At 42.9% G+C, this 14,664-nt stretch carries 15 protein-coding genes and 1 pseudogene; 14 read left to right on the top strand and 2 right to left on the bottom strand.

What is annotated here, in order from left to right:
- The first annotated feature begins 1 nt into the window (after position 1).
- The 11 genes and pseudogenes from J7R12_RS02505 (at position 2) to J7R12_RS02455 (ending at position 12,591) form a co-directional block, all read left to right on the top strand.
- Positions 2-3,145, top strand: a complete 3,144-nt coding sequence (locus tag J7R12_RS02505) for a DUF4815 domain-containing protein (protein WP_126603717.1) — start codon at positions 2-4, stop codon at positions 3,143-3,145.
- A gap of 13 nt (positions 3,146-3,158) precedes the next feature.
- Positions 3,159-4,630: pseudogene (locus tag J7R12_RS02500) on the top strand (Bgr_08870 family protein).
- Positions 4,631-5,021: 391 nt separating this feature from the next.
- A complete protein-coding gene (locus J7R12_RS02495) occupies positions 5,022-5,843 on the top strand; it encodes a DNA adenine methylase (protein ID WP_126604054.1) in 822 nt (273 codons plus the stop codon).
- A gap of 155 nt (positions 5,844-5,998) precedes the next feature.
- Positions 5,999-7,390, top strand: coding sequence for a phage tail sheath subtilisin-like domain-containing protein (locus J7R12_RS02490; protein WP_126603718.1), 1,392 nt, complete (start codon positions 5,999-6,001; stop codon positions 7,388-7,390).
- Complete coding sequence (locus J7R12_RS02485) at positions 7,390-7,896, top strand: phage major tail tube protein (RefSeq protein ID WP_126603719.1); 507 nt, start codon at positions 7,390-7,392, stop codon at positions 7,894-7,896. Before J7R12_RS02490 ends, J7R12_RS02485 begins: the two co-directional genes overlap by 1 nt.
- Before the next feature lie 2 nt (positions 7,897-7,898).
- A complete protein-coding gene (locus J7R12_RS02480) occupies positions 7,899-8,186 on the top strand; it encodes a phage tail assembly protein (RefSeq protein ID WP_126603720.1) in 288 nt (95 codons plus the stop codon).
- Positions 8,187-8,224: 38 nt separating this feature from the next.
- The gene (locus J7R12_RS08910) at positions 8,225-8,296 is read left to right on the top strand and encodes a GpE family phage tail protein (protein WP_081485993.1); all 72 of its coding nucleotides are present in this window, start codon (positions 8,225-8,227) and stop codon (positions 8,294-8,296) included.
- Positions 8,293-10,677 carry a phage tail tape measure protein gene (locus J7R12_RS02470; protein ID WP_126603721.1) on the top strand — a complete coding sequence of 795 codons (2,385 nt, stop codon included), beginning with the start codon at positions 8,293-8,295 and terminating at the stop codon, positions 10,675-10,677. Before J7R12_RS08910 ends, J7R12_RS02470 begins: the two co-directional genes overlap by 4 nt.
- A gap of 5 nt (positions 10,678-10,682) precedes the next feature.
- Complete coding sequence (locus J7R12_RS02465) at positions 10,683-11,063, top strand: phage tail protein (protein ID WP_126603722.1); 381 nt, start codon at positions 10,683-10,685, stop codon at positions 11,061-11,063.
- Positions 11,060-11,284, top strand: a complete 225-nt coding sequence (locus J7R12_RS02460) for a tail protein X (protein ID WP_126602619.1) — start codon at positions 11,060-11,062, stop codon at positions 11,282-11,284. The genes J7R12_RS02465 and J7R12_RS02460 overlap by 4 nt, the downstream gene beginning before the upstream one ends.
- A complete protein-coding gene (locus tag J7R12_RS02455; protein ID WP_126603723.1) occupies positions 11,281-12,591 on the top strand; it encodes a contractile injection system protein, VgrG/Pvc8 family in 1,311 nt (436 codons plus the stop codon). Before J7R12_RS02460 ends, J7R12_RS02455 begins: the two co-directional genes overlap by 4 nt.
- A gap of 57 nt (positions 12,592-12,648) precedes the next feature.
- Here J7R12_RS02455 and J7R12_RS02450 read toward each other — a convergent pair whose 3' ends face one another.
- Together J7R12_RS02450 and J7R12_RS02445 are read right to left on the bottom strand one after the other, a co-directional pair.
- On the bottom strand, positions 12,649-12,972 hold the full coding sequence (locus J7R12_RS02450; RefSeq protein WP_126604056.1) for a type II toxin-antitoxin system PemK/MazF family toxin: 324 nt from the start codon (positions 12,970-12,972) through the stop codon (positions 12,649-12,651).
- On the bottom strand, positions 12,972-13,196 hold the full coding sequence (locus tag J7R12_RS02445; RefSeq protein ID WP_126603724.1) for an antitoxin MazE family protein: 225 nt from the start codon (positions 13,194-13,196) through the stop codon (positions 12,972-12,974). Before J7R12_RS02445 ends, J7R12_RS02450 begins: the two co-directional genes overlap by 1 nt.
- 142 nt (positions 13,197-13,338) lie before the next feature.
- On the opposite strand from J7R12_RS02445, the gene J7R12_RS02440 reads away from it, so the two are divergent.
- The 3 genes from J7R12_RS02440 to J7R12_RS02430 all read left to right on the top strand — a co-directional run bounded on the left by J7R12_RS02440 (position 13,339) and on the right by J7R12_RS02430 (position 14,569).
- Entirely contained in the window at positions 13,339-14,001 is a 663-nt protein-coding gene (locus J7R12_RS02440; RefSeq protein WP_126603725.1) for a lysozyme, read from the top strand.
- Positions 13,998-14,225, top strand: coding sequence for a hypothetical protein (locus tag J7R12_RS02435; protein ID WP_126603726.1), 228 nt, complete (start codon positions 13,998-14,000; stop codon positions 14,223-14,225). Before J7R12_RS02440 ends, J7R12_RS02435 begins: the two co-directional genes overlap by 4 nt.
- A 131-nt stretch (positions 14,226-14,356) precedes the next feature.
- Positions 14,357-14,569, top strand: coding sequence for a hypothetical protein (locus J7R12_RS02430; protein WP_126602609.1), 213 nt, complete (start codon positions 14,357-14,359; stop codon positions 14,567-14,569).
- Positions 14,570-14,664 lie beyond the last annotated feature (95 nt).

The raw sequence follows: 14,664 nt of genomic DNA, 5'->3' as shown, positions 1-14,664 counted from the left end.
TATGAAGCATGAAAGTGGTTTACCCTTTGCAATTGACAGATCTCGTGGCAAAGAGGAACAACAAAGCGTTGTCTTTTATGGCACGCGTCCCTTTATTCAAAGTGGTGAACTGAATGAAGTTCAAACCATTATAAGGGGAAGGCATGACCGTTTGGGGCGCCTTGTGGCACAAGAAGGAGACCGCGTTGAACGAGCTGATGCTTTTGTCAACAAAGAGACAAAGACCGTCACTTTAACAGAGGGCAAGATTTATATCGCAGGCGATATTTTCCCCGTAGCATCCGCTGTACTCAACAATGTTGCCATGATTGGGCGCTTGGAAATTGGTGTGAAGCTGCAAAAAAAATGGATAACACACGAAGATGATCCAGAGCTATTGGGGCAAGTCCCTGGCACTTTGGCAGAAGGAGAGCCCGGTGCTGCACGCGAGAGTGCTAAGCTTGTTTGGGCACTGAAAGAGGATGCACAGCAAGGTACTTTCTTTCCGGTTTATATTTTGCAAGATGGTGTTCTGATTGATCAAAAATCCCCCTCATTACTTGAACCGGCCATGCAAGCCATTGCTACTTATGACCGTGCGCATGGACATTATATCGTGAGTGGCTGCCGTGTGAGCGCATTAGGAGCAAACAATGGTTGCCAAGTCTTTAGTATTCAAGAAGGAGAAGCCAATATCAACGGCTTTAAACGCAAACGCCTTGCTGCTTTGCGCCATGAAGAACGCGAGGACTTTTCGACAAGCGTTGTTCCTAGTGAAACGCATATTTTTGCGCCCCAAAAAGGCAAAACAAGCTTTACCTTTAAAAGCTATTATGCCCCCATTGCCGATATTCAGTCTCTTTTGTTGACAAAAGAAAAAACCGTTAACGTCACCCGTGGTGCAGTTGCTGCAGGGCGTGATGGTGTTCCCGATAAAAGCATCACTTCTTTTATCAAAGTCGTTCAAGGAAGTAAGGAATTTAAAGAAGGGACGGATTTTAAAAAGACAGGAGACACCATTGATTGGGCGCCTGTGGGGGATGAACCTTTACCGGGGAGCAGCTATAAGGTGACTTATCGTTACCGTTCAAAAATCACGGCTGATAAAGTAACAGCGCAGGAAATTACCGTCTCAGATGGGGCGCAAGGTGGTGATATTATCGTCAGTTACACTTACAAATTGCCCCGTATTGACCGTATAGGACTGAACACACAAGGTAATGTGGTTTACATCAAGGGGATTTCCGCAGACCAACCTATGGCACCCAGTGTCCCTGATGATGTGTTGTCCCTTGCAACGATCACCAACAATTGGCTTGAAACGCCGGTTGTGGTCAATGATGGCACACGGGTTGCGCCTTATGATGAGATGTGGCGTTATTTTCAACGGGTGCTTTCTCTTGACCGGTTAATGCAGTTAGAGCGCATTAAAAGCAATGTCGACTCTAAAGAGCCTGTTGCCAAAAAAGGCATGTTTGCTGATCCTTTTCTTGATGACTCTTACAGAGATGAAGGCTTTCAACAAACAGGTGCCGTAGGCAACGGCATTTTGCAGCTTGCCATTGACCCAACATTCTATACGGCACCTTTAAAAGCCCCTGTCACCCTTGACTGGACAAATGCAGTGATCATTGCGCAAGAATTGACAACGGCTTGCGAAAAAATCAACCCTTATCAAAATTTTGCCCCCTTACCTGGTACAGTAACCCTCACACCCGCGACAGACTTTTGGCACGAACAGCGCACCGATTGGCTCTCAAGCGTGACCAATCAACTCAATATGGGATGGAACCGTGGGAGAAGCATCCGTAAAACAGAAATCAGTGATGATTTGGTGAGTGCGACCAGAGAGCAAATCGACTTTTTAAGGCAAATTGAACTTTACTTTAAAATTGAAGGTTTTGCCAAAGGAGAAATCTTAGAAATCCTTACCTTTGATGGTGTAAATGTCTTGCCAAAGAACCGCCTTGTTGCCGACGCCAAAGGTATGCTCGAAGGAGCTTTTACCATTCCTAAAAATATTACTGCTGGCACCAAAAATGTTATCGCACAAGGAAAAGGTGGAACAATTGCAACAGGGCTTTTTACCGGTCAAGGTGTGATTGATGTGAAAGTGATGCGGCGCACCACCACGGTGAAAATCTGGACACAAGTGGACCCGCAAGCACAAGTCTTTACCCCCGATGAAACACGGCAAATCACCGGTGTTGACTTTCATCTTTGCAAAATTGGCAATCAAAACCATGATCTGGTGATTGATTTGGTCACCACAGAAAACGGTTATCCGACCGCCGATATTCAAGCACAAAGTTTTTACTCCATGAAGGGTGCAAAACTAGGTTGGGCAGAGGCACGCTATGATGTACCACTCCTTGTGATGGATGACCGCTTAACGGCTTTTGTCATCAAGACAGATGATAGTGATCATTCTGTCTCCTTAGCAAAGCTTGGGGATTTTGATGCAGAACATCAGAGATATGTCTCAAGCCATCCTTATGTGACGGGTCCACGCTTTTCTTCTGTCAATGCACAGACATGGACCGCGCATCAAGATGAGGCCTTAGCCTTTCGAGTGCTGGCGGCACGCTATACACAAACAGAAAAAACCATTGATCTTGGCACTTTTGATCTTGTTGACTGCTCTGATTTGCAAGTGCGTGCAGCCATTGAATTGCCTTCAAGCGATTGTTCTGTCATCTTTGAAATTGAACGAAACAACGGCGCGATTTATCAACTCCTTCCCTTTCAATTGCTAAGCCTTACCGAATATATCAGTGAAAAAGTTAAGCTCCGCGCCATTCTCAAAGGCACAGAAAAACTCTCACCGGTTTTGTTCGCTCCAGTGCAATTGATTGCAGGAAAAATTCATAAAACAGCCACTTATGTCACCCGTGCTTTTGCCTTTGGCGAAAAGGCAAGGTTGACCAGCTATATCAAAACCTTTTTGCCTGGTGGAGCAACCTTTACACTCGAGATGCAGCTGGATGATGGTGCTTTTACTCCTCTCACATTAGAGGAAACAGAGCAGTTATCCGAGCCGCTTTGGACAGAGCGAAAATTTGTAAGCCACGACAAAACAGCCAAACAAGCGCGCCTCAAACTCACGCTTACCGGTGGACCTTCCGCGCGGTCCATGGTGAGTGATTTTGGCGCTGGCATATTATGAGGGAAAAACAGAGATGACAAAAACCAAAAAACTCGACATGGAATTGCCTAAAGAAGGACGTTTTATCAGTTCTGAATTCCCAATCTTGCGGGAAAACTTGACCAAAATTGATCAGGCAATAGCAGATGTTGAGGAAAAAATAGACGAAAAAGCGCCTTTAAAACACACGCACACAATAAGTGATGTTGCAGATCTTGAAGCAGCCCTCAAAGGCAAAATGGCAGCCGATAAAACCTTCACTTTTGCCGATTTAAGCGATATCGAGGGAGCACAAGATGCAGCCAACAATTATGTTCTCTATAAATCAAGCAATAATAACTTCACTTTTGGCAGTGCTGTTTCTCTGTTAGGCGCACACCAACATAAAACCGAAGATATTGTAGGTCTTGATACATTTAGAGCCAAGCTTAATGAAGACCTCACAGCCTATGGACGCTTGAAACAAGCCAATGAATGGCAGGATTATAACAAGTTTACAAAAAAAGTCACTATGAGTGATGGCTTGGAACTCATAAGCAATTCGTCTGAAAACTTCACGCACCATGATCATTCAGTATTGGGTTTCATGGGTAATGCTTATGTGTCATTGAGTATCATGGATAATGATAATTCGTCATTGAGTATCAGACATAATGGTGAAGTGGTTACAAGTTTAAGCGCAACGGGAAGCAAGTTGAAAGGACCGCTTAAAGTTGATGGTGACCTTATTTATACCAAATCACAAGTGGATGCAGCTATCTTAGCAGAAACAAAAAAGATCTTAAAAAAAGCTTTGAGTAATAAAGTCATTAATTGGTCTGCGCTTGTTGATGCTGAGTTACTTTATACACAGGATGGGAAAATTCAATGGCCAGATTGGGTAACGGATAAAACCAAAGTTGAGATTACAGCCTGGGGCGGCGGAGGTAGTGGTGGTTCCTCTTGGTCTTATGGCGGTGGCGGTGGTGGCGGCGGCGGCGGTTGTTCCGTGTGGTATGGCTATAAATCCAGTTTAAACGGGCATGAGGATATCATCATTGGTAAAGGAGGAACTTCTGTTGCATCACACGGTGCGACAGGAAACTCTGGAGGAACAACAACCATTGGAAAGAATTTTATTACCGCTACAGGAGGACATGGTGGTGGGGGTGCTTATTATAGTATGTCAAGGGGAAATACTTATTACTATTCAGGCACTGGTGGAACTGGGGGCATTGGTGGAAATTTTGGTTGGGCAACAGATGATCTCCTAGGACTTGCTAAAGGAGGAAATGGTTATGCTGGAACGAATGGAATTGAAGGAATTGTAGAAAAAAAAGTGGTAACGGAGGTGATGCTGGAGGCGATACATCAAGAGGAGGTGGTGGAGGAACGGCAAAAGGTGGCTTTCCTTCAGGAAAAGCAGGGCGTGGTTTTGGGGGCGGAGGTGCCGGTGCTAGTAGGGATGAATATGACAGCGGTGCTGGAGCGGATGGTGCTGTTCTTATAAGATTGTGGAAAGAATAAATGGTTATAAAAAAACCACAAGAGAAAGACGACCAAGTCTAAGCTATAGCGAAGTCATTCTTTGTCTTTAGAGGGGTGTCCCGAAATCATAGCTGGTCACCCCATTTTTTACTCCAAAGATTTCGTGCAGAGATTAATAGCTTATAGGCAAGCAACTCTAATTATCCATCACTATAAAAAAATCAAGCGGATATACCGCAGAAATTATCCTAGAAACACCAAACAAGAGAAAACAAAACACAAAAATAGAGGCTGGGCTGGTTCCCCAGCCAACGGGAGAAGTTTAGCGACCAACCCGTCCGATGCAACTCAACTCAACATCGCAGCCACTTCTTATCACTTGGAAACAGTGAGAAGATGGCTATTATAGATGAAAGAGTGTTAAAAAATGATGGATACACTTTGTAAAGAAAAATTAAAATCTGTTGATCCTATCGCACCAGCTGCTGCTTATATTGGTGGGAAAAGAAGGTTAGCAAAAACCATTACCAAAATCATAGAAGGCATTCCTCATAGCATTTATGCTGAACCTTTTGTTGGCATGGGAGGAATATTCTTTAGAAGGAAATTGATTCCACCTACTGAAATTATCAATGATCGTTTGGGTGATGTGGTGAATTTTTTTCGGGTTTTGCAACGCCATTATCATCCTTTTATGGATTTGTTGCAGTTCCAGATTAGCAGCCGTGAAGCGTTTGAACGTTTCACTTTGCAAGACCCAAAGACCCTCACAGATTTAGAGCGAGCTTTGCGATTTTTATATCTGCAGAAATTGAGTTTTAGTGGTCAGGTTGCCAATCGTACGATTGGGGTTGAAGTAAGTTGCAGTGCACGGTTTAATACATTCAAACTTGAAGCGTTATTAAAGCTTATTTACCGGCGTTTAGCAGGTGTCACCATTGAACATTTAGATTGGTCTGATTTTATCCTTCGCTATGACCGGCCAAACACCTTGTTTTACCTTGATCCACCTTATTGGGGTGTTGAGGACTACTATGGAAAGGATTTGTTTAAGCGAGAGGATTATCAGACAATGTCCACACTGCTTGCACAATTAAAGGGAAAGTTCCTTCTCTCTCTCAATGATGTGCCTGAAATCCGAAAAACCTTTAACCAATTTAAAATAAAAGAGATGAGAACACTTTATTCGTGTAACGCCTCAAATAATGCGATTCCAGCTAAAGAATTGATCATCTCAAATTGTGATTTCTAAAAAAGAAACAATACTCATTAAACGGGTTCTAAAAAGATCTTTGAAGAACCTTTAAAAAGTACTGATTAAAAACGAAGCTTTTTCAAAAGCGGCATTTCGCCTCTCATTTTTCCCATTCATTTTCATTCACCACTTAATTTTAAGGAGCATAAAGTATGGCAACAGGTTTTCTACACGGTGTTGAAGTCATTGAAGTTGACGACGGCACCCGTCCCCTTCGCGCGGTTCAATCGGCCGTTATCGGGATTGTTGGCACGGCACCCGATGCGGATGAACAAGCCTTTCCTCTTAACACACCGGTTTTGGTTACCGGTTCACTTTCACAAGCCGCTAAACTGGATAAAACAGGCAAGCGTCAAGGCACCCTACCCAATGCCCTTGATCTCATTTTCAAGCAAGTGGGTGCCATTGTTATCGTCGTGCGCGTGAACGAGGGTGACAATGAAAATGCAACACTCACCAATATTCTAGGCGGTGTGAACGTAAATGGCGCTTATGAAGGCGTCCATGCTTTGATTGGAGCACAATCCATTGTGGGACAAACACCACGCATTCTGATTGCTCCAGGCTTTACACATCAACGCCCTGTTAGTCTTAGCAAGATTGATGTGATCAACCAAGGAAGCGGTTACACTCAAGCAACTGTTAAAATTGCTGGCGGTGCACAAGCAGAAGCAATCCTGAAAGATGGAAAAGTAACTTCTGTTGTCATTAAAGAAAATGGCTTTGATTATCAAACCGCCCCCACTGTAACGATTGAAGGTGATGGAACTGGTGCAACAGCAAAAGCCGAAATCAGTACAACCTCTAATCCTGTAGCAGCAGAGTTGATTGGCATTGCAGAGCGTCTACGCGCTATTGTGGTGATTGATGCACCCAATACAACCGATGAAGCAGCACTTAGCACAGCAAAGGATTTTGACTCCAAGCGCGCCATTATAGTTGACCCTTTTGTAAAGGTGAATCGTGGTGGAAAAATCCTAGAAGAACCAGCAAGTGCGGCAGTTGCAGGTGTCATTGCCAAAACAGATTTTGCAAATGGTTTTTGGCATTCTCCTTCAAACAAAGTGATCAATGGCATTGTTGGCACTGCGCGTCCCATTGATTTTTCCATTGGTGATAGATCAAGCCGTGCCAACCTTCTCAATGAACAAAACATCACAACAATTATTCGTGAAAATGGTTATCGTCTTTGGGGCAATCGCACCCTTTCAAGCGATACAAAGTTTGCTTTCTTATCGGTAGTGAGAACCGCAGATATGATCAATGACGCTATTTTGCGTGGGCATCTATGGGCGGTCGACCGCAATATCAAAAAAACCTACATGCATGACGTGAGTGAAAGCGTCAATGCCTATTTGCGTGATTTAAAAGCACAAGGCGCCATTCTTGGTGGACAATGCACGCCTGATCCAGAATTGAATACAGCAAGCGCCATTGAGAGCGGCACAGTCTATTTCAATGTCGAATTCACACCAACAACACCAGCAGAACACATCACATTCCGTTCACGCATTGTCAATGATTACTTAGAGGAGATTTTTTAATGACTATCCCCGTTTTACCAAGAGTTTTGAAATATTTTAACATTTTTGTCGACGGCATTCCCTATCAAGCAAAATGCGAAAGCGTAACACTACCAAATTTAAGCTTGGTCGTTGAAAACTATCGCGGCGGAGGCATGGATTCGTCCATTGAGGTTGATCTTGGTCTTGAAACCCTCATCCTCTCCATGACCATTTCTGATTGCTCTCCAGAGTTGATGGCGCTGTTAGGGCGCTCTGATGTGAACATTTCATTGCGCAGTTCAATGCAAGCGCAAGGCACACCAGCAGAAGGTGTTGTCATAACTATGAGGGGACTTTGCAAAGGCTTTGAAATGGCAGAATGGCAACCAGGAAGCAAAGCAACATCCACTGCGACCTTCACATTGCAGTATTTCAAATATGTCCAGAAGGATGTGGAAATTGTTGAGATAGACGTCCTCAACTTAGTCAGAAAATTCAATAGCGTCAATCAATTAGCAGATCATAAAAACTTTTTAGGAATGTAAAAATGACAATACAAACAAGCATTACACATCAATTACTTATCCCTGTGACCTTTGAAGGAGAAAAGCATACCACGATCACCTTACAGCGTCCCAAAACAAAAGATGTGCAAGCAATCGATAAGAAAGAAGGTGTTGAACAAACAATCGCTATGGTTGCACGCCTTTCTGGATGGCCCCATGAAGCTGTTGGAGAACTCGATATTCATGACTTGTCGAGCATTGGGGAGATTTTAGAGTCTTTTATCAAGCGGCGGGAAACCTCGACTGGGAAACCGCCGCTAAACTCATAGCCGATATTGCCATTGTTTTTCATTGGTCTCTTCCAGACATGATGGAAATGGAACCGCAAGAGTTAATATTCTGGCGAAAACAAGCAGCAGAAAGGTATAAGACAAAATGAGTGAAAAAGTTGCTGATGCAAAGGTAAAATTGTCTCTTGAAGACAAACTCACCGCACCTCTTAAACATCTTCAAAAAAAATTTGATACATTGTCAAAAACACTCTCACATAGATTGAGTATTCCTCGCTTTTCTGCTGCTGTCAAAAACATGACAAAAAGCCTTCATGGCGTTCAAAGTGCCCTTGGTGTGGCGGCAAGCCGTGCTTCACTCTTTACCGGTGTCTTAGGGCTTGCTGGTGGTGGCCTTATCGCAAGTGTGACCGCCATCACCATGAAAACCATGCATCTGGGGGATAGTCTTCACCATGCCTCACGGCATTTAGGCATGAGTGTTACAGCACTTCAGTTATGGGGTGATGCAGCAGACAATTCAGGATATTCTGCTGAACTCTTTCAACAATCCTTAGCAACTTTAAACAGGCGTTCAGCACAAGCATATGCCGGACAAAAAAGAGGCATTATGGGCTTTGAGGCGCTTGGCATTTCTGTCAAAAACGCTTCTGGAAAACTCAAATCAAATTCCGTTTTGTTGGAAGAAATTACCGACAAGATGAGTAAGATGAAAAATCAAGCACAAAGACAGCATATTGCCGCTCTACTGTTTGGTGGTGATGGCAAGGAAATGGCAGCCATGCTTGCACAAGGGATGGCACCCATAAAAGAACTGTTTGCAAAGGCACGAAAAGGAAAATGGCTTATCGGTGCCGATGTTGCACGCTATGCAGCAGACTTAAGTGACAAAATGGGAGCTTTTAAGAAAAAAATAGGCGGTATCGCGAGCTTTATTGGCGCACGTTTTATGCCCGTGATCAATGATATGATTGATGCTTTTTCTCGCCTGATTGATGAAAACCGTGACCTCATCCAAACAACCGTTGCGAGCTGGGCAAAAACCTTAAGAAAAGTCTTTAATGATTTGCTTAATCCTACCTCCGATTTGAGAAAAGGAATCCGTGATCTTACAGAGAGAATTAAAGGCTGGGTTTGCTGGATGGAGCCGCTAATCGGTGAAATAACCCTCTTAAAAGTAGGACTTGTAGCCCTTGGTTCGTTCATTTTTGGTCCACTTATTGCCGCATTAGCCGCAATGAGTGCAGCTTTTGTCATGCTTGGCTACACTATTATGACTACTCCCATAGGCTGGATACTTGGCGGCATTGCATTGCTTGTCGGAGCTGGATATCTGCTCTACAAAAACTGGGACAAAATCAATGGATGGTTGGCTACATCCTTAACTGTAGTTGGTGCAGTTGTTATCAGACTTGCTGTTGCTTTTGCTGGACCGCTGTTTTCAGCAATAGGCTCAGTTTGTTCAGCATTTATGAGACTTATTGCAACTCTTATGAGATTTATTGCAACTCTTGGAAAATCCCTATTTTCAAAAATAGTCGCAGCTGACAAAGCTTTTATAGGGCTTGCCAGAACTCTCGGTCAATCACTGCTTTCAGCAACAAGAACAGTTTGTTCAGCATTTATGAAGCTTGCTGTAACTCTTGCAAGAACACTCTTTTCAGCCTTAGTCTCTGTTAGTTCAGCTCTTCTTTCGCTTGCCGCGACTCTTATAAGCTCTCTGCTTTCAGCATTAACTGCAGCAGCGTCTGCTTTTATATCGCTTGGTATCGCAATCATGACCACTCCTATCGGCTGGATCATTGGCGGTATTGCAGCACTTGTTGGAGCTGGATATCTGCTCTACAAAAACTGGGATACAGTCGTGAATTTCATAAGCAAGTTATGGGATTCTTTTGCTAGCTTATGCAGTAACGTTTTTGGTAAACTCTTTACTCTCTTTAAAAACTTTTCACCACTCGCTTGGATTGCAAAAAAAATCAATGCATTGATTGAATGGTTGTTTGGGGTCGATTTAATGGAAGCTGGTGCTCATCTCATTGGTAGCTTGTGGGACGGCATCAAAAGCCAATGGAATGCTCTGTCTGAATGGTTTAGCGGCATGATAAGCAAATTAACCAGCTGGATGCCTAATTGGATGAAAAAAAAGCTAGGCTTTAATGTTTCAATCAACAAAACTTCAACAGAAACGATTAAAACCTTTACCGATGAAACCAATGCACGCGCAAAAAGAATGCTGGACACAGTAGCGGTTACAAATACCCCGCCTGAAAAACGCAAGAGTGGTTTTAATACAAGTGTCGTTGAAACAGGACAAATGCAGGCAACAAATAAAGTGGGTGCCTTTAAAGCTCCTAAGCCCATTACAGTTCATAAAGCTGTTGAAGTAGACGCCCGTGTAACCATTACAAATCTCAATATTTCAGTACCAAATGGTCTCAAGAACGAAATTAGAGATGCAGTCAATCAAGCACTTGAACGCTATGCAAAACAGCAACGTTTAGCCATAGCCTCTAGCCTTTCGGATTAAATACCATGATGTTAGCTTTGGGCGGTTTTATTTTTTCGATTGAAACAGCAGCTTACCAAACACTTGATATGTCTTATGGGGTGCCATGGGTGGAGCAAGGGCGTTTGGGGAGAAAGGCTGCTCTTCAATTGCCAGCTGTTGCAAATGCGGAATTTTCTTTAGCAGGCGTGATCTATCCAGATTTTAAAGGCGGTCACAAACAGCTCGAATATTTGCGACAAATAGCGCATATGGGACCTCACATCCTTGTGACCGGTCAAGGCAAAATCTTAGGTAAGTTTGTCATTCTTTCCGTGGAGGAAAAGCAGAGTGTTTTTCATCATAATGGCACCCCCAAAAAACAAGAATTTACAGTAAAATTGAGAGAATATGGTGAAGACCTATGAGTGATCTTTACAGAACCAAAGAAGGTGATATGGTCGATGCCATTTGCTGGAAATACTATGCCAAAGGTCAACAAGCGCTTGCTGTTGAACGGGTCTATGCGGCGAATTTGGGGCTTGCAGACTATGGACCCATTTTAACAGCAGGCATCACAATAGTTTTGCCGTCCCTCCCCTATCCCAAAGCCACACCCGTGATCAGAATTTGGGGTAGCAAATCATGAAACCTTTTTGCATGGTTCTGGCAAATGGAGAAGACATTACCAAAACTCTCATGGATTATGTTTTGTCGATTGAAATTACTGATGAGGCAGAAGACAAAAGCGACCGTATCACCATAGAGCTTGATGACCGTATACGCGACAGTGATAATGGCTTTCTTGACATTCCTTTAATCGGAACAGTTCTTTCCGTGACACTTGGCTATGAAGGCGGTAAAAACCGTGATATGGGAGCCTATCTGATAGACGAAATCTCTGTAAGCAGCCCACCACAAAGCTTAAGTGTGACAGGGCGCGCCGCCTCCATGAACACGTCTTACAGAACCCCAAAAAGCCAATCCTATCACCAGCAAACCCTTGGCAGTATTGTTCAAGAAATAGCACAGCGTAATGGTTATAGTGCAAAGGTTGATCCTTCTCTTGCAAAAATCGTTGTGCGTCACATTGATCAAACTGCTGAAAGTGATATGGCTTTTGCCACACGCCTTGCAGAAGAATATGATGCGGTAGCAAAGCCCGTTGATGGAAAACTTGTGCTCGCCAAACGGGGCGAAGGCAAAGCCATCACCGGCGAAACACTCCCTGTTGTTGTTATCCATGAAAAACATTGCACCTCTTGGGATTTTAAATACAGCGCACGGGATGAAGCAGGTGCAGCAAATGGCTTAGAAACGGATGGTGGTGATGACCAAAAAGCCGCGGCTGATGCACGTGCACCAGAAGAGATAGATGATGATGAAAACTCCATCCATATGGATGAAAATGATCTACCAAATCCATCTGAAGCAGAGAGAGGAGAAAAAACAGAAAAAGAAACGGAAAAGCAAGAAGAAGAGAAAAAAGGCGGTGTTCTCGCAACCTATCATGATATCCGCAGTGGTGAAAAAAAAGAAGTCAAAGTTGGAAAACCACCATTTCATGAACTCAAATATACCTACCATAATCAATCAGAAGCTGTTGCGGCCATTGCTGCTTATCGTAATAAGTCATCACGCGGTAAGTCTTCTTTCTCATGTGATATTGGTGGAGATCCCTTTGTGCAAGCAGAAGCAAAACTTGTTCAAGATCCCCCTTTCCGACCTTATATTCCGGCAGAATGGCGCATCAAAAGCGTCAAACACAAACTTGATAAAATGGGTGGTTACACCACAAAAATAGAGTGTGAGCTTTTTGACGAATCACAAGAAGATGCGGCTGGAAACGTTGCAAACACAACACCAGACAAGGATGATACCCTTGATCCAAACGCTCCACCCAATGCATGCGATGAAGGCGAAGGCGTCATCCATATGGATGAAAAGGATATATAAACAAAACTATCTGATGATGATAAAAAGCATATTCCTATCCGAAAAGAAATCTAATTTTTATTTCACTATTCCTAAAAATACAGCCAAACAGCGTTCAATTTCTAACATTTTATCTACCGGAATGGAGCCGAAAGTGGAACTAACTTTTTCACATCTTACCGTCATAATCTTATCAATCATTACTTGCGAAGGCTTTTGTAAACCATTTTTGCTGTCTGGATAAAGAGTAATACGAAGTAATGGCGCCGAAACAAGTGTACTTGTAATTGGTAAAACTGTTACACTTGTATGTTCACTAAATTGATTAGCTTGAATGATCAATGCAGGTCTTGGTTTACCAAAATCCCCTTGCATAGCTATTGTTACAAGAGATCCACGCATCATTCTGTCCAGCCATCAACATCCATTAAAGATTGATCCATAAACAACTGCATAGATGTATCTGTTTTATCTCTTTTTGCCACTAAGCGACATTGACGACGGCACTCTTCTGCAAAATTTGGTTGGCGTGTATCTGGCACCCAAATTTGCATCAAGCGTAATCCCGCTTTCCTTTGTGCGTTGCGATGTTTTTGAACCCGTTCATTGACATGCATTGTAGCCATAACAAAATCTCCATTATGTTTCATGTAACGTATAACACAGAAAAAAGTTACATGAAACGAGATTTTTAATAATACGCAATAATTACAATTTTATATTTTCACGCATCCCCACCTTGTGTAGGGATTTTTTATGGAGAGTCATATGCGAACAATATCATCAGAAGGACTAGCACTTATCAAACAATGGGAAGGTTTGCGTTTGAACGCCTATAAAGATGCCATTGGAGTGTGGACAATAGGTTATGGACATACAAACACCGCCGGAAAACCTTTTATTTATGAAGGCATGACAATCACTGAAAAGCAAGCAGAAGAACTTCTTTGCCAAGACTTAAGACAATTTGAAAATGCTGTTGAACGCGCTGTTACGGTTTCATTAACGAATGAACAATTCGCGGCGTTAGTGTCTTTTTGTTATAATGTAGGAACAGGAGCTTTTTGTAACTCGACACTGTTAAAAAAGCTCAATCAAGGTGAATATGAAGCAGTGCCAGCCGAGCTACAGAAATGGACAAAAGCAGGCGGGAAGCGTCTTCAAGGTCTCGCACACCGACGTGCAGCAGAAGCAGGCTTATGGGTAAAAGGGGCTTATGTTTCCTCCAATTATCAAACAGTAGAAACACAAGAGCCAACGGGGCTTTTCAAAGCAGAAGCGCTTGCACCTATTATTGGCTCTTTCTCAGGTCTTGGAGGCTTTTTAGCAGGCAATGGACCACTCCAATGGGCTTTGGCAACCATCATGGTTTTAGCGGCATGTACTGGACTTTTCTTGGTCGCTAAACGTTTTCAGGAACACCGCCTATGATCTTATGGATGAAAAGAAATCTGATGCTAACAGGCGCGGCTTTAGCCGCTTTTTTTATGATTTTAGCAAGAGCTTTTACCCTTGGAAAGAAGGTTGAACAGCAAAAACAAACAGAAAATACTCTAAAGACAGCAAAAACACGGCTGGAGGTGGAAAGTGAAGTTAATCAAAAAAGTGATGCTGATGTGCGTTCTGCTCTCTCTGACTGGTTGCGCAACAAATAAAGTTGTTTCTTCTTGTGTTGGCTGGTTGCCAATTTATTTAGACAAGAAAGATCTGAACGCCATCAGTTCAAACTTAGCAAGAGAGATCTTAAAGCACAATAATCTAGGTGAACGCGTGTGTGGGTGGAAACATGGCTAGAAAAAAAACACAAGACAATATAGAGCTTACAGAAGCAGAAAAAGAACTACTTCAAGAAATCATCATGACCTACAAAAGTGTAAAAGTGATGTCTCGTTATACGAAATGGATTGTATTCATTATACTCTTATTAGCGCTTGATTTTTCACGTATTATGGATGCATTAGTAAGTATTTTTACACAAAAACCAAATATCCGACTCTAAACATATTCTGAGACGCGCAAAATTCTTTAGCAAATGGATTCTCAATTTCGCGCGTCTCGCAGATGCGATAGACAATGTATTTGCACATTTAAAAC

This window comes from Bartonella vinsonii subsp. vinsonii, assembly GCF_902825235.1.
Lineage (GTDB): Bacteria > Pseudomonadota > Alphaproteobacteria > Rhizobiales > Rhizobiaceae > Bartonella > Bartonella vinsonii.
The sequence above is the reverse complement of the archived record's forward strand: the minus strand, read 5'-3'. Positions and strand labels throughout refer to the sequence as shown.